Annotated in this window: 15 protein-coding genes and 1 pseudogene; 2 read left to right on the plus strand and 14 right to left on the minus strand. The window is 71.3% G+C overall.

Going from position 1 to position 26,477, the window contains the following annotated elements; genetic code table 11:
* Positions 1-60: 60 nt before the first annotated feature.
* The 11 genes from QCZ28_RS08730 to QCZ28_RS08780 all read right to left on the minus strand — a co-directional run bounded on the left by QCZ28_RS08730 (position 61) and on the right by QCZ28_RS08780 (position 19,078).
* Positions 61-957 carry an MBL fold metallo-hydrolase gene (locus tag QCZ28_RS08730; RefSeq protein ID WP_279516104.1) on the minus strand — a complete coding sequence of 299 codons (897 nt, stop codon included), beginning with the start codon at positions 955-957 and terminating at the stop codon, positions 61-63.
* Positions 958-979: 22 nt separating this feature from the next.
* Complete coding sequence (locus tag QCZ28_RS08735; RefSeq protein ID WP_279516105.1) at positions 980-1,984, minus strand: hypothetical protein; 1,005 nt, start codon at positions 1,982-1,984, stop codon at positions 980-982.
* 95 nt (positions 1,985-2,079) lie between these two features.
* Positions 2,080-2,961, minus strand: coding sequence for a helix-turn-helix transcriptional regulator (locus QCZ28_RS08740; protein ID WP_279516106.1), 882 nt, complete (start codon positions 2,959-2,961; stop codon positions 2,080-2,082).
* Positions 2,962-3,234: 273 nt separating this feature from the next.
* Positions 3,235-5,259, minus strand: coding sequence for an amino acid adenylation domain-containing protein (locus QCZ28_RS08745; RefSeq protein ID WP_279516107.1), 2,025 nt, complete (start codon positions 5,257-5,259; stop codon positions 3,235-3,237).
* The gene (locus QCZ28_RS08750) at positions 5,256-8,138 is read right to left on the minus strand and encodes a type I polyketide synthase (protein ID WP_279516108.1); all 2,883 of its coding nucleotides are present in this window, start codon (positions 8,136-8,138) and stop codon (positions 5,256-5,258) included. The genes QCZ28_RS08745 and QCZ28_RS08750 overlap by 4 nt, the downstream gene beginning before the upstream one ends.
* Entirely contained in the window at positions 8,135-11,527 is a 3,393-nt protein-coding gene (locus tag QCZ28_RS08755; RefSeq protein ID WP_279516109.1) for an amino acid adenylation domain-containing protein, read from the minus strand. The genes QCZ28_RS08750 and QCZ28_RS08755 overlap by 4 nt, the downstream gene beginning before the upstream one ends.
* Entirely contained in the window at positions 11,527-11,793 is a 267-nt protein-coding gene (locus tag QCZ28_RS08760) for a phosphopantetheine-binding protein (RefSeq protein WP_278146919.1), read from the minus strand. The genes QCZ28_RS08755 and QCZ28_RS08760 overlap by 1 nt, the downstream gene beginning before the upstream one ends.
* The gene (locus QCZ28_RS08765; RefSeq protein WP_279516110.1) at positions 11,793-14,048 is read right to left on the minus strand and encodes a polyketide synthase; all 2,256 of its coding nucleotides are present in this window, start codon (positions 14,046-14,048) and stop codon (positions 11,793-11,795) included. Before QCZ28_RS08765 ends, QCZ28_RS08760 begins: the two co-directional genes overlap by 1 nt.
* Positions 14,041-17,268, minus strand: coding sequence for an amino acid adenylation domain-containing protein (locus QCZ28_RS08770; RefSeq protein WP_279516111.1), 3,228 nt, complete (start codon positions 17,266-17,268; stop codon positions 14,041-14,043). The genes QCZ28_RS08765 and QCZ28_RS08770 overlap by 8 nt, the downstream gene beginning before the upstream one ends.
* A 164-nt stretch (positions 17,269-17,432) precedes the next feature.
* The gene (locus QCZ28_RS08775; RefSeq protein ID WP_279516112.1) at positions 17,433-18,272 is read right to left on the minus strand and encodes an aminoglycoside phosphotransferase family protein; all 840 of its coding nucleotides are present in this window, start codon (positions 18,270-18,272) and stop codon (positions 17,433-17,435) included.
* 5 nt (positions 18,273-18,277) lie between these two features.
* Positions 18,278-19,078: a response regulator transcription factor gene (locus QCZ28_RS08780; protein ID WP_279516113.1), complete on the minus strand. Its 801-nt coding sequence runs from the start codon at positions 19,076-19,078 to the stop codon at positions 18,278-18,280.
* 389 nt (positions 19,079-19,467) lie between these two features.
* On the opposite strand from QCZ28_RS08780, the gene QCZ28_RS08785 reads away from it, so the two are divergent.
* Entirely contained in the window at positions 19,468-20,715 is a 1,248-nt protein-coding gene (locus QCZ28_RS08785; RefSeq protein ID WP_279516114.1) for an MFS transporter, read from the plus strand.
* An 878-nt stretch (positions 20,716-21,593) separates the two neighbouring features.
* Positions 21,594-24,113 (plus strand): S8 family serine peptidase, encoded by a 2,520-nt coding sequence (locus QCZ28_RS08790; protein WP_279516115.1) that lies wholly within the window; start codon positions 21,594-21,596, stop codon positions 24,111-24,113.
* A gap of 366 nt (positions 24,114-24,479) precedes the next feature.
* On the opposite strand, the pseudogene QCZ28_RS08795 reads toward QCZ28_RS08790, so the two are convergent.
* The 3 genes and pseudogenes from QCZ28_RS08795 to QCZ28_RS08805 form a co-directional block, all read right to left on the minus strand.
* A pseudogene (locus QCZ28_RS08795) lies at positions 24,480-24,629 on the minus strand (transposase); the annotation flags it as partial.
* Positions 24,630-24,668: 39 nt separating this feature from the next.
* Positions 24,669-25,946 (minus strand): caspase family protein, encoded by a 1,278-nt coding sequence (locus tag QCZ28_RS08800; RefSeq protein WP_279516116.1) that lies wholly within the window; start codon positions 25,944-25,946, stop codon positions 24,669-24,671.
* Complete coding sequence (locus tag QCZ28_RS08805) at positions 25,943-26,302, minus strand: hypothetical protein (protein WP_279516117.1); 360 nt, start codon at positions 26,300-26,302, stop codon at positions 25,943-25,945. The genes QCZ28_RS08800 and QCZ28_RS08805 overlap by 4 nt, the downstream gene beginning before the upstream one ends.
* Positions 26,303-26,477: the final 175 nt, after the last annotated feature.

The following is a 26,477-nucleotide window of genomic DNA, read 5'->3' on the forward strand; positions in this document are numbered from 1 at the left end:
TGGGCGGACGCCTCGGATCGCCCGTCGCCGTCATCCGACGGCGACGGGCGATCCGAACGCTCAGTATCGAGGGAACGAACCCCACCGCTTGACGGCGTACGACTCGCCCCGCCGCTCGACCTCGAGGGCGGAGTGCCCGCTGAAGTGCGCCGGCAGCACCAGCGCCCGGGTGTCGGCCGCCCAGCCGAGCAGGCGACCGCGAGTGATCGCTGCCTGGGTCGGGTCTTCGCAGAAGCAACTGCTGTGGTCGTGGTGGCGCAACTGGAGCGGGGTGTGCAGGATGTCACCGGCGAACAGCGCCCGCTCGCCAGCCGACTCCATCTTGATCACGGCGTGGCCGGGCGTGTGCCCGGGTGCGGCCTCCAGCCGCAGGTTACTGTCGATCACATACGTGTCCTCCCACAGCTGGACCTGCCCGTTGACGTGCACGGGGGCGACGCTGTCGTCGTACGCGTTCTCGTTGACACTGCCGGCGATGCCGGGATTGTTCCTGGGGTTCCAGTAGCGGAAGTCGACGGCGGGCATCAGGTAGGTGGCGTTCGGGAACGTTGGCAGCCACTGACCGTCGACGAGCCGGGTGTTCCAGCCGACGTGGTCGACGTGCAGGTGTGTGTTGATCACCAGATCGACGTCCTCGGGCTTGATCCCCGCCTCGACCAGCCGGTCCAGGTAGTTGACCCGCTGGTGATGCCAGGGTTCGACCGCGGGCCGGTCCTTGTCGTTGCCGACCGCGGTGTCGACCAGGATGGTGCGGCCCTCGCTGCGCAGCAGCCAGGTCTGCATGGCGACGTGCACCATGTCGTCGTCCGGCCCGAGGTGGTCCGGAGTCAGCAGCTCGCGGTCCGTACGCCAGGCGTCAGCAGCAATGGTGGGAAAGAAGGCACCGGTCGGCATGATCGGGCCGTGCGTCTCCTCGACGCGGGTGACCGTCACGTCACCGAGCTGGATCTCGTGCATGGGTTTCTCCAAGTGTGGCGGGTCAGCGCAGCGGCAGGGTGGCCAGCGCCAGGTTGGGGTCGACGCCGGTGGTGTACGCGGCGCTGAGCACATAGGCGGTGCGACCGCGCACGGCCACCGAGGTCGGGTTCTGCAGCCCGTCGGCGGCGGTAAGCAACGTCCGTGAACGACCGGCCACGTCGATGCTCACCACCGTGTTGGGGCCGTTCAGGGTGGCGATCACCTGGCGATCATCGGCACCGACGAACGTGAAGTCGTCGATGCCGACCAGGCCGGTCGCCGCCACCCGGACAGGGCCGGGCCGGCCGTGCCGCAACGGAATCCGCAGCAGCGTGCCCTGGTCGAGGTTGGTCGCCCACACCGCGTCGGCGCGTACCTTGATGCCGTTGGCGCCGAGGAAGCCCGCCGCGGCGAGTTCGGGTGCCGATGACCACACCTCGGCGCGCCCACCTTGCAGGGGCACGGTCGAGATCGTGCCGAGCACCGAGTCGGTGAGGTAGAACCTCTTCGCCTCCGCGTCGTACGCCAAGCCGTTGGGGAGCCCGTCGGCCGGTAGCGCCGCGATGCGGTGCGGGGCCTGACCGGGGCGCAGTCGGTACAGCCCCGTGGTGGCGGCATCGCCGCTCGCGTACAGGAAGTAGAGGGTGCCGTCGGGCATCCGGACGATGCCCGTGGTCAGCGCGAACGCGAGCACCGGCGTATTGACGCCGCCATCGGCGGGGGCCGGCAGGGTCGCCAGGATCCGCGTCCCGCCGGACGGGCTCACCGCGGCGACCTGTCGGGCCGCCGCGAAAGTGACGTAGGCCGTAGCGTCCGGGCCGAGGGCCACGTTCTCCGGCATCTGTCCCCTCGCCAGGTCGAAGTGGACCGCGATCCGCGAGGGCACCGGCGCCGCCGACGCTCGGGTCGGCCCGACGGTGCGGGCCCCGGTGATCGCGGCCGGTGCGGCGCTCGACGGCACGGCCGTCACCACAGCGATCCCCGCTGCGGCGACAGCGACTGCGACGGTCATCGTTCTCTTGCGCATTTCTGTCCTTACTCAGGATGTTGATGGGCTGGAAAGGGCACGACGGGTCCGGCGCTCCTCGCGGAGCACCTGTTGTCAAACCGGTGGGAACGGCGCTATTCGCGCCTGACGAGCGGATGCGCGGCACCGGTGGTGAGGGTGCCGTGCACAAGCAACGTCATCGCAGCGTGCGATGACGAGCCAGGTTCGGTGGTGGCGACGACCACGGTCTGGCCGTTCTCGGTACGCAGGGTCTGCTGAGTCACGCCCATCGCGCCGACCAGCGGATGGCGCATCTGGTAGACCGTGTCGCCCCCGGCCTTCACCCGGTGGTCGGCCCACATCGCGGCGAACTCCGGACTCCGCACCGTCAACTCACCGACCAGCGCGGCCATCAGCGGGTCGTCCGGGTGCTGCCCGGAGGCCATCCGCAGCGTCGCCACCACCGCGCGGGCCTTGGTTGGCCAGTCCGCGTACAGGTCGCGGGTGTGCGCGTCCAGGAACACCAGCCGGGCCATGTTCGGGTACTGGTTCGGCCGGTCCGGGATCTCCGGGTTCAGATGGCCGGCGAACAGGGCATGACCGGCGGCGTTCCAGGCCAGCACGTCGGCGCGGTGACCGAGCACCACCACGGGTACGTCATTGAGCGTCGCGACGAGCTGGCGTACCGCCGGGCTCACCCGCTCCGGGGCCGGGCGGCGCACGGCGGGCCGCCGGCGGGTCCCGGCCGCCAACTCGCCGAGGTGGCGGCGTTCCGCGTCGTCGAGCCGCAGCGCCCGGGCCAGCGCGTCGAGCACCTCGGGTGAGGCGTTCACGGCCTGCCCTTGCTCCAACCGGGAGTAGTACGACACGCTCACCCCGGCCAGCAGGGCCAACTCCTCCCGGCGCAGCCCTCGCACCCGGCGCCGCTCACCGTACGTCGGCACGCCGCTGTCCTCCGGGCTCAGCTGGGAGCGCCGGGCCTGGAGGAAGTCGCCGAGCTGTCCTCTCGCGTTCATGACTCGAAGTATTGCGATCCCTGCCGGTCCCAACCACTCACTGCCAGGGGTAGGCACCGCACGGCGAGGCAGCCCCTGCACCGACCGGGCGATGGGCACCGGCGAGGGTCGTCTGCCGGGCGCAGTGGCCGTACGATCGACCGAGGTCCGTTGTGGACGTCGTCCTGCTCGTGCTCATGCTGGTCCGGCTGGAACAGGTCCGGACGCTGCGGGAACTCGACGGGCGATCGGAGGCTGGCGGTTCAGCGTCCGGCGAGCCGCCGCGGCCGCCGGTCACTTCGGCGGAGGAACGCCGGTGCTCAGGGCGCCATACGCCGAGGGTGACCCGACCCGTACCGGCCGGCGGACCCGGGCCGGCGGGGCGGGCAGAGCCCTGCGGTCGACCTTGCCGTTGGCGGTGGCGGGCAACTCGGGCAGCACCACGTGGCGCAACGGCACCATGTGGTCGGGAAGCTGCTCGGCCAGGAACGCCCGCAGCGCCGCCTCGCTCACGTCGCCCGCGTCGGCGTGCCGCTCGGTCACCACGTACGCCACCAGGGTCGGGGCCGCACCCAGGTCGTCGCGGAGCAGCACCACGCTGTTCGCGACGAGCGGGTGACTGTTCAGCACCGACTCGATCTCGCCGAGTTCCACCCGCTGCCCACGGATCTTCACCTGCGTGTCGATGCGCCCGCCGTAGTTCAGGTGCCCCTGTGGTGACCACCAGGCCAGGTCGCCGGTGCGGTACACCCGCTGGGGACGCCCGGCGACGTGCACGGTGCCGAACCGCTCGGCGGTCAGGTCGGGCCGTCCGGCGTACCCCCGGGCCAGGCAGTCGCCGCCGACCACCAGTTCCCCGGGTACGCCGAGCGGGGCCAGCGCACCGTCGTCGTTCAGCACGTATGCCGTGACGTTGGTGATGGGCCTGCCGATCGGGACGGTGGGGTCCGGTTCGGGCCGGCGGCACGGCCAGGCGGTGACGTCGATGGCGGCCTCGGTGGGGCCGTACAGGTTGTCCACCCGCACCGTCGGCAGGGTGGCGGTGAGCTTGTTGACGAGCTTCGGCGGCAGGGCCTCCCCGCTACAGATCACCCGGCGCAGGGCTGCGCACGCGGCGACTCCGGGCTCCTCGACGAACAGGGCGAGCATCGACGGCACGAAGTGCACTGTGGTCACCGCCTCGCGGGCGATGACGGCGGCCATCTCCTGCGGGTCGCGGTGCGCCTGGGCCTCGGCCGTGACCAGCGTCGCGCCGGCCAGGAAGGCCCAGAGCAGTTCCCACACCGACACGTCGAAGGTGTACGGCGTCTTCTGCAGCACCACGTCGCCGGGCCCGATGCGGTACTCCTCCTGCATCCACGCCAGCCGGTTGGCCAGCGACAGATGGGTCATCTGCACACCCTTCGGCGCCCCGGTCGACCCGGAGGTGAAGATGACGTACGACAGCCCGTCCACCACCTCCTCCGGAGCGCGGTAGCCACGCCAGTCGACGGGCGAGGCGGGCAGGTCGGCGCCGGCCAGTGGTCGCACCGGAACGGCCGGGGCTCCACCGGTGCCGAGCGCGGCCCGTCCCTCCTCGTCGGCGAGCGCCAGCGCGGCGTCGGCGGTGGTGAGCATCAGGTCCAGCCGGGCCCTCGGATGGGACGGGTCCAGCGGCAGGTACGCCGCTCCGGCCAGCAGGACACCGAGCACCGCGACGACCATCTCCGGGCTCCGCTCGGTGCACAGGGCGACGACCGAGCCGGGGCCGACGCCCTCGGCGCGCAGTCGCCCGGCCAGCGCCGCTGCCTCGTCGAGCAGGTCCCGGTAGCTGCGGTCGCGTCCCCCGCCGCGCAGCGCGACGGCGTCCGGGGTGCGCTCCGCCTGCCGGCAGATCGCCTCGTGCACGGGTGTCCGGGGGGCCGGGGTCGGCGCGGGGTTGAAGCCGAGCAGCGTGGCCCGCTCCCGGGGACCGACGAGCACCGCCTCGCGCACCGGGCGGTCGGGGTGGGCGGTGAGCCATCCGCTCAGGGTGTCCAGTCGTTCCTGGAGGTGGGTGGGATGACAGTGGTCGCCGGCGAGCCAGACCGGCACCGGGCCCACCGTTCCCGTCGCCCCGCCCGGTGGGCCGGGTGTCACCAGCACCGCGTCCACCGGGGACAGCTCGGTTGACGGTGTCCGCGTCTGCGCGCGTACCTCTGTCGGTGTGGTGTCCGGGTGCACGCGCAGCGTGTGGTCGCCGTGCGGGCCGCGCACCGTCACCGACGTCGCGCCGGAGAGGCGGTGGGCGAGCACGGCCGCCACCGCTGCGGCGTGTGCCAGGTCGGTGGGGTCGGTCATGCGGTCACCAGCTCGGCCAGGGCGCGCGGCGTGGGTCGCGCGGACAGTTTCTCCATCGGGATGCGGACGGCGAAGCGGCGCTGCACCTGGTTGACCATGCGGATGAACAGCAGGGACTCACCGCCGACGGTGAAGAAGTCGGTGTCCGGCCCGATGTCGGGCGAGCCGAGCAACCGGCCCCACAGCTCCACGATCTCGCCCACCACCGTGTTCTCCCCGGTAGCCGCGGGAGGCGGCGACGGTTCGGCGGTGTCCGGGGCCGGTGGCGGTGTCGCCTCCAGCCAGTGGCGGGTACGGGCGAACGGGTACGTGGGCAGCGCCACCCGTCGCGCCGGGGTGTCGCCGCGCACCGCCGGCCAGTCCACCGTCACCCCGGCCGTCCACAGTCCACCGAGCCCGGCGAGGACGTCGGCGGCGTCGGCGCGCTGTGCCGCCCGTGGCTGCACGGCGAACCCGGGCACCCCCCGTCCCTGCGGTGTCTGCCGGGCCATGCCGGTCAGCGCGGTGCCGGGACCGACCTCGACGAGCACGGGGTCGGGCAGCTCCAGCGCGGTCAGCAGGGCGTCGTGGTAGCGCACCGGGCTGCGCAACTGCGCCGCCCAGTAGCCCTCGGCACGCGACTGGCCGCTGCCGAGCAGCGCGCCGTCGACGCTGCTGACGACCGGGATGGTCCGGGGTCGGTGGGGCACCCGGTCGGCCGCCACGCCGAGCAGCCGGGCCGCGTCGGCCATCATCCGGCTGTGGAAGGCGCGCTGCGCGGGCAGCGCCCGACAGGGCACGCCGGCCGCGTCCAGGCGTTCGCGGAACGCGGCGAGCGGGGCCGGCGGTCCGGCCACGACGGTGACCTCCGGCGCGTTGCGGGCGGCGATGTCGAGGTCGTCCAGGCCCGCGAGGTGTTCCTCCACGGTGCGCGGCCCGGCCAGCACGACCAGCAGGTGGCCCTCCGGGGCGTCCTGCATGAGCCGGCCCCGGGTGGCGACCAGGCGCAGCATGTCGTCGTCGGCCAGCTCACCGGCGAGCGCGGCGGCCGGGAGCTCACCGACCGAGTGGCCGATCATCGCCGCCGGGCGGACGCCCCACGACAGCAGCAGCCGGCCGAGCGCCACCTCGTACAGGGCCAGGGCCGGCTGGGTGATGTCCGTGCGGTGCACGACACCGTGCGGGTCGTCGTCGACGAGGACGTCCCGCAGGTCCAGCCCGAGGACCGGGGCCAGCAGCTCCGCCCCGTGGTCGAGGTCGGCCCGCGCCGACGGGTAGTGGTCGTAGAGGCCCCGCGCCATGGCGGGAAACTCGGCGCCCTGCCCGGGGAACAGGAAGACCACCCGGGGTCGGCGGGCCGCCGCGCGCACCCGCGCCCGGCGCAGGCCGGCGAGCGCCGCCGGGACGTCCCGTGCGGCCACCGCCAACCGGTGCGGGAAGTGCCGGCGGTACGTCTGCGCCGTCAGCGCGACGTCCCGCAGGGACAGGTCGGGGCGCTGCCGCACGTACTCGTGCACCTGCTCGGCGGCCTCGCGGACCGCCTCCGGGGTCCGCGCGGACAGCACGATCAGCTCGGCGGGGCCGTCGGCGGCCGATGGCTCCGGCGGGATCGGGCCGTCGGCCTCCTCCAGCACCACGTGCGCGTTGGTGCCACCCAGACCGAAGGCGCTGACCGCAGCGCGGCGCGGACCGTCGACGGCCTCCCACCGACGGGCGACGGTGTCCACCATGAACGGTGTCGAGGGGTCCAGCAGCTCGGGCCGCGCCTGCTTCAGGCCGGCGAGCGGCGGGATCTGCCGGAAGTGCAGGGCCAGCGCTGCCTTGATGAGACCGGCGACACCGGCGGCGGCGTCGAGGTGCCCGACATTGGCCTTGACCGAGCCGATCGAACGCTGTCGCCCGCCGCTACGGAACACCTCAGTCAGCGCGGCCAGCTCGATGGCGTCGCCGACCTCGGTCGCGGTGCCGTGCGCCTCGAGGTAGCCCACTGTCGCCGGGTCGACGGCGGCGGAGGCGTACGCGCGGGTCAGCACGTCGACCTGCCCGGCGATGCCCGGCGCGGTGTAGCCGACCTTCATCCCACCGTCGTTGTTCACCGCCGACCCCTTGATCACCGCGTACACGGTGTCCCCGTCCCGGCGGGCGTCCGCGACGCGTTTGAGCACCACCAGGGCGACCCCGTTGCCGGGCACGGTGCCGTCGGCCGCGGCGTCGAAGGGCCGGCACGTGCCGTCCGGCGACATGATGCCCTTCGTCTCGTAGAGGTACCCGGCCTGCTGCGGCACCGCCACGCAGGCGCCACCGGCCAGCGCGACGTCCGAGTCGCCGCCGCGCAGGCTCTGGCAGGCCAGGTGCACCGCCACCAGCGACGTCGAGCAGGCGGTCTGCACGGTGATGGCGGGTCCGCCCAGGTCCAGCCGGTACGCGATCTTCGCGGCCAGGTGGTCCTTCTCGTTGCCCAGCACCACCGACAGCAGCCCCTGCGACTCGACGACGTCGGGCTGGGCGAACACGTGGTGCAGCGCGTAGTAGTTGAACCCGGCCCCGGCGAAGACGCCGACCCGACCGAACGGCCGCTCGGTGGCGAGCCCCGCCGACTCCAGCGCGGCCCACGCCGTCTGCATCAGCAGCCGGTGCTGCGGGTCCATCGTCTCCGCCTCCCTCGGCGTGATGCCGAAGAAGGCCGCGTCGAACAGGTCCGGGTCGGCCAGGACGCCGCGCGCCGGCACGTACGCCGGGTCGTCGAGCCGGTCGGCGGGCACCCCGGCGGCCACCAGCTCGCCCCGGGTCAGCGCACTGACGGTGGTCTTCCCGGCGACCAGGTTCGACCAGTACTCCCAGACGTCGGCGGCGCCGGGGAACCGACCGGCCAGGCCGACGATCGCGATGTCGTCGTTCATGAGGGTGCCCCTGCTCTCTCGGTCTGTGCGTGCAGATGCCGGGCCAGGGTCTGGACGGTCGGAAAGCGGTAGAGGTCGGTGAGCGGGATGGTCCGGCCGGCCAGCCGCTCCTGCAGCAGCCGGCGCACGATCGCCAGGCGCAGCGACTCACCGCCGACGTCGAAGAACGCCTCGTCGACGTCGAAGTCGTCGGTGCCCAACGCCTCCACCCAGGCGTCCGTCACCAGCTCCTCGAACTCGGCCAGTGACGCCGAGCGCTGGGCGGGAACCCGGGCCGGCGCGGCCGAGGTGTCCGGCGGCGCTGTCGGTTGGGCCAGCGCGCCCAGTGCCCGCAGGTCGACCTTGCCGTTGCGGTCCAGCGGGAACTCCGCCACCGTCACCCACTGCTGCGGCCGGGCGTACGGGGCCAGGTCGGGCTCCACCGCGCGGCGCACGGCGGCCACGTCGACGCCGTCCGGGTCGGGCTTGAGCGCCGCGCAGAGGCGTACCCCGGTCGTCGGGTCACCGGTGGGGAAGACCACGGCGTCGCGGACGCCCGGCTGCGCCCGCAACCGGCGCTCGACGTCGACCGGCTCCACCCGGTGTCCGGCGATCTTCACCTGGCGGTCGTTGCGGCTCAGGAAGCGCAGCTGCCCGTCCGCGCCCCAGCGCACCAGGTCGCCGGTGCGGTAACGGCGTTCCCCGTCGTGGCGCACGAAGGAGACGTCCGTCCTCGTCGCGTCGCCCAGGTACCCGTCGGCCAGACCGGTGCCGCCGGCCAGCAGTTCACCCACGGCGCCCGGTGGGACGAGACGACCCGACGCGTCGACGACGGACAGGTCGGTGCCGTGCACCGGAGCACCGATCGGCAGCGGGTCGGGCGTCGCGTCGGCGTGCTCGACGGAGTACGTGGTGGTGAAGGTGGTGTTCTCGGTGGGGCCGTACCCGTTGGTCAGGCGCAGGCCCCGGCAGGCCCGCAGCACCTGGCGCACGTGCGGCGGTGACACCGCTCCCCCGCCGGTGAACAGCTGCCGCAGCCCGGCGAACGCGTCCGGACGGTGGTCGGCGACCAGGTGGAACACGCCCGAGGTGAGCCAGGCGTGGGTGACCCCGGCGGCGCTCAGCACGTCGGCCAGCCCGCGTGGCGTCGGGTCCTCCGGCGGGAAGACCACCACCGTGTCGCCGGTGGCCAGGGGCACCAGCAGCTCCAGGGTGGACGCGTCGAACGCCAGCGGGGACAGCCGCAGCATCCGCATGCCCGGCCGCTCGGCGAACATCCCCGGGTCGTCGGCCAGTCGCAGCACCGCCCGGTGCGGCACGACGACGCCCTTGGGCACGCCCGTCGAACCGGACGTGAAGGAGACGTACGCGGTGCGCGCCGGGTCGGTCGGCACCGCCTCGACCGGGTCTGCCCCGACGGGCGTCCGCGGATCGACGAGCGGGCAGTCGACGACTCCCGGCCAGGGCTCGCCCACACCGAGGCGGGCCCGCGCCGCGACGGTCGCCGCCAGATGGGTACGCCACTCGGCGGTGGCGTGCTGGTCCACGGCCACGTAGTGCGCGCCGAGCCGCAGCACACCCAGCACCGCTACCGCCTCGGCGGCCGAGCGGGGCACCTCCAGCAGAACCGCGTCGCCGGCACGCACCCCGTGGCCGTGCAGGAGACGGGACTGCTCGACCGCGGCGTCGTGCAGCTCACGGTAGGTGAGCGTCAGCCCGGTGTGCGCGTCGACGAGCGCGGACCGCTCGCCCGCCGACTCCGCGTACGCCGCGAACCGGTGCCACACGTCGTCGGCGGTGTCGTACGTCCCACCCGAGCCCAGCTCGCGCAACCGGGCGCGCTGACCCGCCGAGAGCGTGGTGACGTCCCGCACCGTCGCGTCCGGGTCGGCGGCCAGCTCCCGCACCGCCGCCTGGAACGACTCGACCAGTTCCCCGGCGTCGGCGGCGGTCAACAGGGCTGTCGCGTACTCCAGCGCGAACCGGGGACGATCCGACCACGACTGGAGGTAGAGCAGGGCGTCGAACACCGCGCCGCCGCAGTGACCCTCGTGCAGCCGCCAGGTACGGTCGCCCACCACCAGCTCGTCGGGCACCAGCTCGTGGTGGGCGGCGAAGCCGAGCTGGGCCAACGGGTTCCGTCCCGGGTCGGTGCCGGCGCCCAGCGCGGAGACGACAGTCTCGAACGGCACGTCGGCGTCGGCGACCGCCGCGGCCAGGGCGTCGGCGATCCCGCGGACGAACTCCCGGACGGTGCTGTCGTCGGTCGCCGCGCAGCGGACCGGGACGACCCGGGTGCAGAGGCCCACCAGGCGGTCCATGCCCGCCTCGAACCGGCCCGCCGCCGGCACCCCGAGCACCAGGTCGTCCAGACCGGCGCGGCGGGACACTGTCAACGCCCAGGCCGCCAGGGCCACCGACGTGACGGTCACTCCGCACTCCCGGGCCAATCCGGTCGTCGCCTCCGCTGCCGTCTCGTCCAGGTGGAAGCGCAGCCGGGCGCCCCGCCCGTCGGCCTCGGCGACCGGCGGCAGGTCGGTGGGGAGCGTCACCGTCCACGGTGCCCCGTCCAGCCGCGCGGTGACCCGGGTCAGAGCGGCGTCAAGCGCGCCGGACGACTCCTGCGCGGCGAGCCGGGTGCCGACCCAGTCCGGCGACGGGGCCGCCTCGGCCGGGCCGTCCCCGGCATAGAACTCGGCGAACTCCCGCGCGAACAGTCCGACGCTCCAGCCGTCGCTGACCGTGTGGTGCACCAGCATGGTGAGCAGGTCGCGCCGGCCGGTTCGGGTCAGTACGAACACCACGGGTGGCTGCGCGAGGGGGCGCAGCAGACGCGCGGCGGCCGGGCCGTACAGGTCGTGTACGGCGTGTACCGCGTCGTCGTCGGGCAGCGTCTGGTGCAGCAGGCGCGGCTCATAGGGCGCGGGCAGCACGATCCGGGCCTGGCGGGGGTCGCGCACGAAGCGTGTCCGCAGCGCCTCGTGTCGGGTGGTCAGCTCGCGCAGCGCCCACCGGACCCGGGCCGGGTCGAGGGGCCCGTCCGCCTCCACCGTGAACATCAGGTGGTACGGCGCGTCCCGCTCCAGCAGGTGCGCGGCCAGCATGGACCGCTGACCCGGCAGCAGCTCCCGCTCTGCCGGCCGCCGCGCGACGACGGGTGGCGCGGTGTCGACGAAGTCCACGGCGCCGGCGAGGGCCTGGGCCAGCGGCAGCGCCGACAGCAGGCGGGCGCTGTCCACGTCCGCCCGCAGCTCGCGCTGACCCAGCGAGACCAGGGCGATGGCCTGGAGCGAGGTGCCGCCCAGAGCGACGAACGACTCGGTGGCGGCCGCCGCGCTCACCTGTTCGGGGGTGCCGCCGAGCACCCGCGCGGCGAGCGGCACCCAGGCGGCGAGGTCGGGGGCGACCATCAGGCGGTCTCCGCCGCCGGACGCTCCAGCGGCACCTCGCTCGCGACCTTGCGCAGGTCGGCGAGGCGGGGGTTCTCCAGCACGTGCCCGAACATGACCGCGAGGTTGAGTTCCTGGCGGATCAGGGTGCTCAGCCGCAGCGCGCTGAGCGAATGGCCGCCGAGGTCGAAGAAGTCGTCGTCGTCGTCGACGGTGTCGACGCCGAGCACCTCCATCCACAGCTCCTCGAACTCGGCCACCCAGGTCCGGTCGTGTACGTCGCGCATCAGTGTCGCCTCTCTGTGGTCGGGTCGGCTCCGGGTGCGTCCAGGTAGTGCCGGGTGGCCGCGAAGGGGTAGGTGGGGGCGGGCAGCCGGCGGCGGCCGGTGTCGTGCACGGAATCCCAGGCGTCGGTGAGACCCAGCTGCCACAGTGCGCCGACGGTCGCCAGCAGTCGGGCGTGCCGGTTGGCGGGAAGCGGCGGCTGGTCGGCGTCCAGGTGCGGGGTGACGCTGGTGCCGACCTCGATCCAGAGCACCTGGTCGGGCACGTCGGGGGGCGGCGTCGACGTCGGGGGACGGAGGGCCGCGGCCCGCCAGAAGGCGCTGTCGTCGGGCCGCCCGTCGATGAGCAGGGGCAGAGCGGCGGGGTGCAGGCGTACCCCGGGGTCGTCGGTGTCGCGCAGCAGCGCCAGCGCGTCCGCGAGCGACATCACCCCGGCCACGACGGCGGCGGCCACCGCGCCGACACCGTCACCGGCCAGAGCGCGCGGGGTGACGCCCCGGCTGCGCAGTGACCGGGTCAGGCCGACGCAGGCCAGCAGCCGGTCGCCGCGTTCCCGGACCGAATCGTCCAGGTCGTGGCCACGCAGCAGCGCGACGCCCTCGTCGACGGTCCGTCGGTACACCGGGTCGGCGTCGTAGTTGGGTCGGTTGCCGGTCAGCTCACCGGCCCCGGTGAGGTGCAGCGCCACCCCGCGCGCCCGAGCCGTCGCGTCGACAGTGCGGACCCGGGCGACCCCGTCGGTCACGCCGGTCAGGACGGCGGCCCGCCAGGGCAGCTCGGCGCGGCCGGTCCGCAGTGTGTACGCGAGGTCGGCCAGGTCCCCGGGCGCGGTTCCCGCCGCGAACGCGGTGACCCGGTCCAGGCTCTCCTGCGCCACCGCGGCGGTCTTCGCGGAGACCAGGACGAGCTGCGGGACGTGCCGGCGGGGTCGGGCCGCGATTGGCGGGGCCTCCTCCAGCACCACGTGGGCGTTGGTGCCGCCGATGCCGAAGGCGCTCACCCCGGCGCGGCGTACGCCGTCGACAGGCGCCCAGGGTCGGGCGGTCGTCGGCAGCTCGAACACCGAGCCGTCCAGTCGGATCGCCGGGTTGGGCGTACGGAGGTGGGCGATCGGAGGAATCGTCCGGTGCGTCAGGGCCAGGACCGTCTTGATCAGGCCGACCACCCCGGCGGCGGTGTCCAGGTGGCCGACGACCGACTTGACGGCGCCCAGCGCGCAGGGCGCCCGGTCGGGCCGGGTGGAGTCGAACACCTGCCGCAGCGCCGCCACCTCGATCGGGTCGCCGAGCGCGGTGCCGGTGCCGTGCGTCTCGACCAGGCCCACGGTGTCCGGGTCGACGTCGGCCACCTCCAACGCCGCCGCGATGACGGCGGCCTGACCGGTCGGACCGGGCGCGGTGAAGCCGGCCTTGCGGGCGCCGTCGTTGTTGACAGCGGAGCCACGGATCACCGCGTGCACCGTGTCGCCGTCACGCAGCGCGTCGGTGAGGCGCTTGAGCACCACCACGCCCGCTCCGTCACCCGGCACCGTCCCGTCGGCGGCGGCGTCGAAGGCGCGGCAGCGACCGTCGGCGGAGAAGATGCCGCCGGGCTCGTGCAGGTGTCCGCGCCGGGTCGGCGGGGCGACGGTGGCCGCCCCGGCCAGTGCCACGTCGGCGTCGTAGGTGAGCAGCGCCTGCGTCGCCTGGTGCACCGCGACGAGCGACGTCGAGCAGGCGGTCTGCACTGTCAGCGCCGGCCCCTGAAGGTTCAGCTTGTAGGCGATCCGGGTGGCGGCGAAGTCCTTGTCGCTGCCGATGATCACGCCCAGGCCACCGGCCGCCTCGACCGCGCGCTCGTTGGGCCACACGTTGTCCAGCAGGTAGACGTTGAGCCCGGTGCCGACGTACACCCCGACCCGGTTGCCGTCGGCGGCGACCGGCGGGTGACCGGCGTGCTCCAGGGCCGCCCAGGCGCACTCCAGCAGAATCCGCTGCTGCGGGTCCATCAGGGCGCTGTCCGACGGTGAGTAGCTGAACAGCCGGTGGTCGAAGCGGTCCGCGTCGGTGAGCACCGCGCGGGCCGGCACGAAGCCCGACCGTTCCACCAGATCCTTGGGTACGCCCCAACCGACGAGCTGCTCGGGCGTGAAGACGCTGACGGCGTCGACGCCGTCGTGGACGTGTCGCCAGAACCGGTCCAGGTCACGTTCGGCGCCGGGGACGCGGATGGCCATGCCGACCACCGCCACCGCGGCGCTCTCGTCCAGCTCAGCCACGGCCGGCTCCCACGCTGCGCCGCCGGTCGGCCAGCAGGGCGCGGCCCTGGCGGCGCTGGGCCGCGTTGGGGTCCGCGACGACGGGCGCGGTGTGCTGGAGCGCCGCCGCGCAGCCGGCGATCGTGCCGCAGCGGAAGAGGTCGGTCACCGAGACGTCCAGACCCTCCTCGGACATCCGCTGCTGGAGCGCGATCAGCGCGAAACTGTGGCCGCCCAGGTCGAAGAAGTTGTCGTGCAGCCCGACATCGGGCCGCCGCAGCACCTCGACCCAGCAGGCCCGGATCCGTTCCTCCAACCCGGTGCCGACCACTGCGGCCGGTGTCCGCGACGGCGCGGTGGCCGTCCGTGCCGCGCGGCTGTCGGCCAGCAGGCGGGGAAGGTCCACCTTGCCGTGCGCGGTGAGCGGGATCATCGCCACGGTCAGGATCCGCGACGGCACCATGTACGCCGGCAGTGTCTCGCGCAGGTGCGCCCGCAGGTCGTGCTCGGCGTCCGGGCCGATCCCGTGGACCACGAACGCGACGAGTTCGTCGTCCTCGGCGGCCACGGCACACGACCGCACCGCGGGGTGGGTGAGCAGGGCGCCCTCCACCTCGGCCAGCTCGACGCGGTAGCCGCGCACCTGCACCTGCGTGTCGTTGCGGCCGAGGTACACCATGCCCCCGTCGAGACCCCACTTCACCACGTCGCCGGTGCGGTACATGACCCCGCCGCCGTACGGGTCGGGCGGGAACCGCGCCTCGGTCAGCTCCGGGTTGTCCAGGTAGCCGTGCGCCACGAGCGCGCCGCCGCAGTACAGCTCGCCGGGCACGTTGAGGCCGGTCGGCCGCAGGTCCTCGTCGAGGACGTAGCAGCGCGCCGACGGCAACGGCACGCCGATGGCACCCTCGGGGACCCGGGGCACGTCGGCGGCCGACGCCTGGAAGATCGTGACGTGGATGGTGCCCTCGGTGATGCCGTACATGTTGACGAACACCGTCTGCAGACCCGGCGCGTCCGCGATCAGCGACGCCAGCCGCGACCAGCTCAGCGCCTCGCCGCCGAGGACGACGTAGCGGATGCGGGAGGTCTCGTCGGGGCCGAGCGCCCGCAGGTACGGCGGCAGCAACCGGTAGAGCGCGCCCGGGGTCTGGAACAGCACGGTGACGGCCTCGCGACGCACCAGCCGGGCCAGCCGTTCCCGGTCCACCAGGTCGACCCGGTCGGCGATGACCAGCCGGGCGCCGGTGGTCAGCGCGCCCCACATCTCCCACACCGACGCGTCGAACGAGAACGAGCTGGCCGCCAGCCACACGTCGGCGGCCGTGACGTCCAGGCCCGCCGGGGTCGGGCTGTTCAGCGCGTCCAGGCCGCCGTGCCCGACCAGGACCCCCTTGGGTACGCCGGTCGAGCCGGAGGTGTAGATGACGTACGCCGGGTCGTCCGGCCCCGGGAAGGTCTCCTCGAGCACGGAGATTCCGTCGAGGGTGTGCGCGTCGGCCAGGGGGGTCCCGCTGTCGCGGGTGAGCGCCGCTGCCGCCTCTGCGGTCTCCGGGTCCACCACGAGCACCGCCATCCCGGCGTTCGCAACGATCAGTTCGAGGCGCTGGCGCGGGTAGTCCGGGTCCAGTGGCACGTAGACGCCGCCGAGCTTCCACACGCCCAGGATCGCCGCGACGACCCCCGGTGAACGGCCGAGCAGCAGCCCCACCCGGACGCCGGGGCGGACACCGCGGTCGGCCAGGCCCGCCGCGATCCGCCCGGCCCACCGGTCCAGCTCGGCGTAGGTGATCTCGACGTCCCGGTGGCGTACGGCCACCGCGTCCGGGGTCGCCGCCGCGTGGTCGGCGAAGCGACGCAGCACCGACGGGTGCATGACCGGCGCCGACGCGAGCGGCGGGTTCACCCCCTCGGTGAGCAGCGCCCGCTCGGCCTTGTCCACCATGGACGGCTCCCGCTGCTCCTCGTCGACGATCGACCGCAGGAACGTCAGGTAGTGCGTGAGCAGCGTGCCGACGGTCTCCGCCGTGAACAGCTCGGTGCTGTACTCGGCGCGCAGGAACGGCACGTCGGTGGAGACGTCGAGGGTCAGGCCCAGGTCGAACTTGGTGACGTCGATCTCGACGTCGACCTCGGTCAGCCGTACCCCGGCGAACTCGGGGAACGCGAACGGGAAGTTCTGCACCGTCAGCGAGGTCTGGAACAGTGGCGCGTGGCTGAGCTGCCGCTCCCCCACGGTCGCCCGCACGATCTGCTCGAACGGCACGTCCTGGTTGGCGAAGGCCGCCATGCTGGTCCGTCGTGCCCGGTCCACCAGCTCGGTGAAGCTCGGCCGGCCGGACACGTCGAGCCGGATCGGCAGCGTGTTGACCAGACAGCCGACCAGGCGCTCCTCGGCGTCGTCCATCCGGTTCGCCACCGGAACGCCGACCACCACCTCGTCCTGGCGCGCGTACCGGGACAGCACCGAGGCGTACGCGGCGAGCGTCACCGCGAACAGCGTCGCGCCCCGCGCCCGCCCCCACTCCCCCAGCCGCCGCACCAGTTCCGGCTCGACCGGGCGGCGCAGCACCGCGCCGGTGGTGCCGAGCACGCTCGGGCGGGGGAAGTCGGTGGGCAGCGCCAGTTGCGGCACGTCGACCAGCGCCGCACGCCAGAAGTCGAGGCCCGAGGTGTCCCGCCGCCAATCATCGTGCTGCCGCTCGGCGTACGCCAGGTAGGACTCGGCCGGCTCGTCGTAGGCGGCCACCGACCCGTCGACGGTGGCGTCGTACTCGGCGGCCAGGTCCCGCAGGAGCAGACCCACCGACCACCCGTCGCAGGCGATGTGGTGCACGAGCACCGCGAGGCCGTGCTCGTCCGGGCCCCAGGAGCGCAGGAAGGCCCGTACCACCGGCCCGTCGGCGAGGTCGAAGGGCTGCCGGGCCTGCTCGGCGACGAGCGTCCGCAGGTGGGCCTCCTGGGTGGCGCGATCGACCCACCCGTTGGCGGTGATGTCGACGTCCACAGCGGGCGTCGACGACACCCGCTGGGTGAGGACACCGTCGACCACCGCGAACGTGGTGCGCAGCGCGTCGTGCCGGGCGACCACCCGGGTCAGGGCCGTGCGAAGGGCCTCGGGTCGCAGCGCACCGCGCAGGTGCACCGCGAAGGCCACCACGTACGCCGGGTTTCCGGGCTGGAGCTGATCGAGGAAGTAGAGGCGTTCCTGGGCGAAGGAAGCACGACCGGTACGAACCATGCACCGATCGTGCGGCCCGGCACGTCCCGCGCGGCAGAGCACGTTCTCCTGCCTCACCAGGAAAAGCTCCCGGTCGCGTCGGCGACACGTCGACCCGGTCCCCGGGCATGGCGCGGCCCCGGCCCGACGCGGGTTGCCGTCGGACCGGGGCGGTGGTCGGCCGGTCAGTACTCGCCGCGCCCGAAGGCCGCCAGCTCGGCGGAGTGCAAGGGATTGCTGACGTACGTGGCGCCGATCGGGGCCGTCACCCGGCACCAGGCGTCGAGCCGGCCCACGTCGATGCCGGCGGCGCTCGCCAGCTCGTCGCGGCGGCGCACCATCTCCGCGCGGTCCAGACCCTCCAGCACGTAGTCCACGGCGTCGAAGCAGGGGTCACCGGCGCACGCCATCGGGTCGATCGCCACCAGGCCCCTGCCCCCGCCGTCGAGCACGTTGCCGAGGTGCAGGTCCCCGTGCAGCAGCACGGTGTCGGTGGGCACCGCGAAGAGGTCGTCGCGCAGCCGCTTGGACCCGCTCAGGTCGGCGCCCCGGCGCGTCGCCGAGTTGAACAGCACGTCGATCCAGTCCGCCAGTTGACGGGGAGCGGCAGCCGGGTCGCCCGCGCCGTGCAGATCGGTGAGGAAGGCGGCGTACTCCCGCGGTGAGGGCGGCTGCGGCATCTTCTCCACGAGGGTGCCGGGGTGGATCGCTTCGAGCAGGACGGCGCCCTTGGCCGACTCCCGCACCGCCGGCACCCGTCCGCTGGAGGCGAACTGGCGCAGCATGTCCACCTCCTCCCGCACGGCGTAGCTGTCCGGGGACAGCTTGAGCACCGCGTCGCCGAGCGGGCCCACGCACCGGAACACCACCGAGGAGTTGCCGGACTTGAGCCGGTCACCGAGAGTCAACTCCCACTGCTCGACGAGGTCGTCGAGCCGCTGGCGCAGCGTGCCCACCCAGCGGTGCGCGGCCCGGCCGAACCGTGGCTCCAGTCGGTTGGCGATCGCGTCCAGGTCCAGGCTCATCCCGCTCACCCCCGCACCGACCGCGCGCCGGCGTAGGCGGCCGCGCCCGGCGCCACGACACCACGCCTGCCGGTCAGCAGAACGCTGCCACCAGGCACCACTGGTGAATGGGAGCCGGGCGGCCCGGGGCGCCCCAACCGCGCCCGGCGGGCGACCTCGATCGCCTCGTACCGGTCAGAAACGTTCAATTTGCTGAAGATGATGGAAATATGATTGCTGACCGTTTTCGGGGACAGATTCAGCTTCGCGGCGATCGCCACGTTGCGCATACCCGAGGCAATCAATTCCAGCACCTCCCGCTCGCGGGCTGTCAGCTCCGGGAAGAGCTGCTGATTGCGGGGCTCCCGGCTCAGTTGCCCGATGAGCTTGTCGGCCACCCGGGGGCCGAGGATGACCTCACCCGTCGCGAGGCCCCGGATCGTCCGGACGATGCCGTCGCCCGGGCAACTCTTGAGCACGTAGCCCCGGGCGCCCGCCCACATGGCCGCGAGGATCGCGTGTTCGTCCTCGACCGCGGTGAAGACCAGCACCGCTGTCGAGGGCGACACCCGGATGATCTCCTGGATCGTCACCCCCGCCTGGAACCCCGGCAGCTCGACGTCGAGAACGAGCACGTCGGGACGTGTGGCGGTGGCCAGCGCCAACGCCTCCCGCGCGGACGCCGCCTCACCTGTCACGGCGACCTCAGCCGACGGCGACAGCAGGGCGTGCAGGCCCTTGCGCACCACCGGCTGAGCGTCGGCCAGGACCACCGTCACCGCGTCGGGTTGTGTCTCCGCCGCGACTTCCTCCGGACACCGCCTCATGTTCCGAGTCAGTTCCGAGACCGAGCCAACGCTGACCATCTATCCACCTCACCCCGTCCGAACGGCCCGCGGTGTCTTAGTCGCGCGGGGAAACGCCGCGGTAGCGCCGACCCCGCGTCGTGATGAACATCTACTCACGGCCAACAGAACAACACAAGAAGTGATCCCGGGAACGGGCTCGGTCAGGCTTTTGACGCATCGAAAAAACGAACCAGACTTTCCGTCTTGGCCCTGACGAAGCCGTCCACAGCGGACCTTTCACGGACGGTCGACGTGCCGCCGACCCCGGGAGTCCACGGGAGAATTTCCCGGCCGATCCGGGACGTCGTCCCGCACGCGCTACTCCTGTCGCCCTGTCCGCCGGCGACCGCCGTCGCCAGGATTGACCCATGCCCTTGTCACGAGTGACGGACGTTGTCGCCGGCCTGGTACCGACCGACCCGCTCCGCAGGAAGCTGATCGCGATCCGACTGGCCGAGTCCATCGGCAAGGGAGTCTTCCTCAGCGGCAGCATCGTCTACTTCACGCTGCGTGTCGGACTCGACGCCCGGCAGGTGGGCCTGGGCCTGTCGGCCGCCGGCCTGTCCGCCTTCCTCTCGTCGGTCCTGTTCGGTGTGATCGCCGACCGGGTGGGCGCCCGCCGCCTGCTCGTCATCCTGTTCGCCGCGCTGGCGGTTGGATTCGGGCTCTACAGCCTCGTCGACAGCGCGACCGCCTTCTTCGCGCTGGTCGTCACCGTCGGCTTCCTCGAGTACGGCACCGGCCCGACCAACGGGGCCCTCATCGGCAACCTCGTGCCCGCCGAGGAGCGGGTGAAGCTCAAGGCCATGATGCGGTCGGTGTTCAACATCGGATTCAGCATCGGTATCGGCGTGGCGGCCGTCGCCGCCCTCAGCCAACGGCTGCTCGTGCTGATCCCCCTCACCACCGCCGCGTTGATGGCCGGCGCCGCGCTGCTCGTCACCCGCCTGCCCGACGTGCCGCCGCGTCCCGCACCGGTGGGCTTCAAGCGTTTCGCCGCAGTCCGCGACCCACGCTTCCTCGCGGTGATCGGCGTCTCGACGATCCTCGCCTCGCACGTCAGCATCATCCTGGTGACGATGCCGCTCTGGGCGCTCAACCGCACCGACCTGCCGCACTTCCTGATTCCTCTGCTGCTGATCGTCAACACCGCGTTCGTCATCCTGTTCCAGGTACGGGCCAGCCGGGGCGCGGACACCGTGCACGGCGCCGGTCGGCTCGCCCGGCGCTCCGGCTACTGGCTGGCCGGCGGCTGCGCGATCCTGGCGGTGACCGCGCTCGACGACAACGTGGTCCTGGCGTCCGTGGCGATCGTCGCCGCCGTGCTGATCCTCTCCGTGGCCGAGGTGATGCAGGCCGCCTCCGGTTGGGGGCTCGCATTCGGCCTCGCCCCCGAGCACGCTCAGGGCGAGTACCTGGGGGCGTTCGACCTGCACGTGATCACGCAGAACATCATCGGCCCGGCGGCGCTCTCCGGCCTGGTCATCGCCTTCGGCTTCTGGGGATGGCTGGGCATCGCCGTCGCCGCGCTCGTCGCATCGGCGCTGATCATTCCTGCCGCCAACCACAGCGCTGTCACGCTGGTCCACGAGACGGCCCCGGCCACCACGACCTGAGGGGCTGGTTCGGGAGGGCGAATGAGATTTTGAAGGCCGCGTCGGCTTTTTCGCCTCGGAACTCGACCCGACCCGCCGAAGCCGGACTGTTCACCCTGGCCTCGCCGACGACCTCGACGTAACCCCACCAGCAGGGCCTCCAGCGAGCCGCCAAGCCCACATCAGACAGAGGCTTCAACTCGGCGCTCTCCCGCCGCAGCCGGCGTAGCTCCTCCACCTCCGAGGTCGTCGGCCGGTCGTCACGCTGACCGCGGTCGGCCTCGTCCTGGCGGATCCAGTTGCGGCAACGCTTCGTGATGGGCCCCAAGCTGGCGGGCCAGCTGGCGGATCACGGGCTTCGGCTCCGACTCCCGATACAAGCCCACCGGGCGTTCACGCAGCTCATCGGGGCACTTCTTCGGTGCTGCGTCGCTGCCCGTAACCCGCGGCCGCAGACCGGTTCGGCTCCAGCATCGGCGGACTCAGCGTCGCGCAGCACACTCCTCCGCTCGACTTCGCCGTCTCGAAGGGTCGCGCGGCGCGGCGGCTGCCTCCCATCTGCGCATTTACTCCATCGCGGGCAAGTCGCACACCACCTCCACGTAGTCAATCCGTGACCCGATGCATGGCAGTTATTCATATCGATATAGATCGTCGCTTAACTGTTCCCGGCGGGCCGATGTTGACCCCTTGACGAGGGGCATCTGCCGCAGTCTAATTTGGTGTCCATATAGGGGAGGCCGACTTGCGGGAGAGTTCCAATTCGCCGTTCCGACGTCCATGCGTGGGCTCGCGCGGCAGCCTGGATCCCGAACAAAGCCAACAACATTCGCCGCCCGATAAAGGCGGCAGGACTGCGCCCCCGCCCACTGGAATCGACCCTTCGGAAGGAATCGGAGATGAGTATGAATTTCTTGAGCCGGCGGGATTTGCTGCGTCGAGTGGGAGGCTCCTTTATTGCCGGCGCAGGCATCGCCTTGTTTCCGGCCGGGTTCGCCTCAGCATCGCCCAAGACCGGCCTGACATCAACCCCCGGCAGTACAGCCGGCGGACCGGCGTATCCGGGAGACCCCGGCCTTGTCGCCAGGACGCCGGGGGAACTGGGTGCCGCTAAAGCCAGTTGGGAAACGCCGGAGTATGGCTACTACAGCGGCCACAATCCTGCCAACCCTGGCACAGCGATCGACTCCCCCTGGCAGCTCGTCGCGGTAAACGCGTCCACCGCCTACGCCCTTGGGTACCGCGGGCAGGGCGTCGCTCTGGGCATGATGGATTCGGGCTACCGGCCTACCCACGAAGGATTCCAGACCGGGCTGATCGTTCCGGTGAGAGCCGAGGGGTTCTACGGAACGTCCGGCTTCGGGTACCGGAACTCAGCAACCCCGTCGAACCCGTTCACTGCGGGCCAGCGGTTCACTGTGGCCGGCGACCAGGCGCGAACGAGTGACTACAGTCACGGAACCGGCATGCTTGGCGTCACCTCTGGCATTCGCGATGGCAAAGAGCAGCACGGCATCGCCTTTGGCTCGACGATGTATGTCGCCATGACCGGCGGTTCCGATACCCAGTCCCACGGCCCCTTCCACGATTACGTTTACTGGCGTACGGCCAATAAGGCCCTGGTTGACGTAGGCGCCCAGGTCATCAACAGCAGTTGGGGCTCTTATGTCCAGACTCTCGACAGGAGCCGTTTCGACGGCCTGGGTAACGACCTTGGGGTCAATGGCAACCTCGCCAACGCTTACCAACTGCGCGGCAAGGACAGCGCCAGCGCCACGGCGATGGCGATCATCATCCCCAACGAGCATCTGAAGGACCTGGAATACCAGTATTTCCTCTTCAAGAAGAGCTATTCGGAAGACGGTATTCAATACAACCCGAACCACCCCGGACGCTCCTTCATGGATGCCATCTGGGACGCTATCAAGGACAGCGGTACCGTCAACGTGAGGTCGGCCGGCAACAACGACTGGAGCAACCCGTACTTCCGCCCGGCGTACCCCTTCTTCAATCCCGCCGCGGAGGCGCAGTGGGTATGCGTCGGCGGGGTGCAGCCTCCCACTGCGGCCAACCCCGAATACACGAAGCAATTCGGGTACAACGAGGCGGGGCTCGCCAAATGGTGGACCGTGTCCACTCCGTCGAACAGTGTTCGAACCACCAACAGCGGTGGCGACACCAACTATTCGAACTCGAGCGGAACGTCTCCGGCGACGCCCGTCGCGACAGCGGTGATGGGGGTTCTGCTCTCCCGCTATCCGAACATGGACGCCAAGCAGGTCCGTGATCTGATGTTCACCACGGCGAACAACAAGATGTCCGACGGTGTGAGGTTCCTCGGCACGGGTCAGACCTCCCCCTCCGGGGCATCCATCGCCTGGACCGCTCCCGACGGGGTTCCGGACGCGCGCTGGGGCTGGGGCATCCCCGATCTGGACAAGGGCATGTATGGCCCCGGCCAGTTCCTGGGCCCCATGACCTACAACATGGACAAGGGGCCCCTGGACGTCTGGTCGAACGACATCAGCCAGGTCGCGATCAAGGAAAGGGAGCGGGAGGATCGGGAGTGGCTGGCGGCCTACAAGAAACAGGGCATCGCCTTCGCCGGTGAATTCAGCCCCAACGTACTGAGCCCGGACGGAAAGCTCAGCGAAAACGCCTTCATGCTTCAGGGCATTCTGGCTGATCCTTACGTCCAAGCCATCACCAACGGCCACCCGGAACTGTACGACAAGATCAGCTATGAGGACGCCGCCGAGTGGCGTAAGGAATGGATGGACGCGCGCGCGGCCTTCATTCAGAACAACATCGACAACAACCTCTACACGGCGTCTTTGACCAAGCAGGGCTCCGGGATGCTGATCATGTCGGGCCACGCCACCTACGAGGGCGGCACGACGGTGGAAGGCGGCAAGCTTTCGATCGCCGGGTCGCACGCAAGCTCGGTCGCCGTCAAGGGCGGCACGCTCGGCGGCAGCGGTTTCGTGGGAGGCAGCATCCGCGTCAACAGCGGCGTGTTGCAGCCCGGCCTGTCGGCCGCGGAAGCGGCGTCCGCATTGTCCGTCAGTCTCACCGACGTTCCACAGGGCAATGTCCTGAAGGTCGGCGGCGACGTGACCATCAGCCGAGCGGGTCGCCTCGCCATCACCATTTCCGGCGACCGCGACTACACGAGCGTGCGGGCCACGGGTGCCCTGGTGCTCGACGGCGAACTCACCCTGGACGTCCGCGCGCCCATCACCCCGGGCACGGTAATCACGATCATGAGCGGGGCCTCGATCAAAGGCAACTTCCACTCCATGCCGGAACGGCGGGTCCTGAACGTGGGCGGCCACATGTTCCGGGTGTCCTACAAGGGCGGCGCCATGACGCTGACCGCCGAGCGGACGCTGCCGGGGGCACGGTCCGGCAACGCCTAGGTGTGCTGTCCAGGGACGTTGGTCGAGGTTGTGTGACGACACGGTCTGATGTCGTAGGTAGGTGAAGGCCTCCGGTTGTGGAGTGGATCTGTCCAGGAACCGCTCCGGCAACCAGGAGGCCTTCAGCTCCACCTAATGTTGCTCTGACTCCATGCGCACGTCTGCGTCTGGCGCGTTTCGTCGTAGACGACGGCTGACCGGTCGCCCAGGCGGCACGGCGTTATGACGTCCTGGCGGACCGCGAACGCTGGGTAGATCGCTACCGCGAGCACGGCGCTGACGGTATGCAGGACCGCTCGTCACGCCCACACCACAGCCCGAGATGCACACCGCAACCCGTGGTCCGCAAGGTCGTGCACCTGCGCCTCAAGCAGCGCCTCGGCTGGCCTGGTAGAGCGACGCGCGTTTGGCGTAGCGGGTGGCCAGGTCACGCCACTGTTTGAGCCGGTTGAAACAGCGTTCCACGACGTTGCGTCTGCGGTAAAGCTGCTTGTCGAAGGCCGGTGGTCGTCCGCCGACGCTGACCAACTTCTCGAAGATCCGGCAGGACATGCCCTAGGTAACCGCGCCATTAGTCTTGACCAGTCGACTCTCGACATCCGCGCCCGCAGCCTTGAACCGCCTGGCTATGTCCTTGCGACCGACGCAGTGGCGGATGCTCTCCACCCAGATGACCCAATACTCACGCGGCCCCCGTTCCCTGAGTTCAATGAGCCGGTGCGCGACCTCTTCCCACCGGAGGGACGACTGCGACACCGCGCCAAGCAGCCAGCGGGCGTTGTCGCGCTCGCCTGCGTCGATCAGAGCGAACGCGATCTCGACCACCTCGTCGAAGGGACGGAGCACTGTCACGCTGGCTAACAACCGCCCGAACTGCTGGTGGTCGAGCGTCTTGTTTGCCTTCAATGACGCGATCTGCCGACCGGTCTGCGTGCGGGCGAGGTTTTCAATATCGGGTGCCGAAGGCCTCTTCGGTACTGAGGACGCGCGAACCTCGGACGGCTCGGGTGGGGCCGGTGCACGCCCAGGTGGCCCAGGCGAGGGTGGTTTAAGCGAGGGTGGTTTAAGCGAGGGCGGAACGACGGGGGGCGCCGGGCCAGCGAGATTATGTCCCAGCGCGATGAGTTCCGCGAGACCGGTGCCGAGGCGCTGCGGGCGAGGCATACCACGCGTTGTCAGCCGTCGGACCATCTCGAGGTAGATGTCTCGCAGCGTAAGCAGGCCCCCCGCTCCAGGAATCCCGTCGCGCCGGACCGCAATGAGTTCCTGCGTGAACGCCGTGAACTGAGCTCCGGGCATTGCGATGGAGGTGGAGTTCGCCGGCGACGAGGTCATCGTGTATGTGCCGTAGACCTCGATGGCGGCCGCGACCGCAGAGGATTCGGTCGACATCGCCTCAGCGGCCCGGCCGGAGAAGCAGCAATCGAGAATGAGGATACGGTTCCGGGCAGGGCTGACGGCCAGCGCGGATCGCAGCCACTCCATAGGAACGGCCGTGTAGGTCTCGAAGTTGCGCCTAGTGTCACTGACCGCCAGGTGTAGCGTCCCTTGCTGGTTAAGGAGGCCATGCCCGGCGTAGTAGAGGATTACGGTGTCCGCCGGCGCGTCGGCCAACTCGGCCACGGCGGCCCCGACCTCGTGCGGCAGGGCCGGATTCACCAAAGCCCGACAGTTCTCGGGCATCAACACACCGGCTGGCGCCGTGAGCGCGTTGCGGAGCGCCGCGACGTTATTGGCCACGGCCGGGAGATCTGGGATGGCGCTGTCGGCAAACCGCGAGACACCGACGATCAACGCCCGCGAATTCCCCCGGTCAGGCAGCCGAGCACTCATCGCGCATCCGGCGGCGGATCAAGAGCGGCCCGCAGCAAACGCCCGGCGTCCTCCGCGTCCTTCGCATCGATCTCGACCCGGCGGTTGCTCCCCGTCGTGTTGACCTCCACGACGATCCGGGCGCGGCGCACGGTCAACCATGTCGACATCGTAGCGATCAGCGCGGCGACGGCGCCGCCGCCACCAAGTGCCATCGTCAGGGTGTCTGCCAACGCACCCATCTCCCCGTCGACGACAGCGGGTCGACGGACAGTGACCCGTCCCCGCAGTTCTTCCTCTTTCTGCAGCCACGCGAAAAGCGACTGCAGCGTCTCAGGGTCCCCATCAGCAGACGAGACGTCGACTTGCAGCGGCACAGACATCCTTGACCCCCGGCTGACGTGATCGGCAACCCATACTGGTTGGAGGCCGTTGACCCTACCCTCGGTGAGCTCGGCAGAACAGAAACGTACGGACAGCATTGATCCACACGGGTTGTTCGCATGGGTATGCAGCTCCCATTACTGGCTGGGCACGCAGCGGGCACGGGCC

The sequence above is a fragment of the Micromonospora sp. DH14 genome, assembly GCF_029809455.1.
In the GTDB taxonomy this organism is placed as follows: Bacteria; Actinomycetota; Actinomycetes; order Mycobacteriales; family Micromonosporaceae; genus Micromonospora; species Micromonospora parva.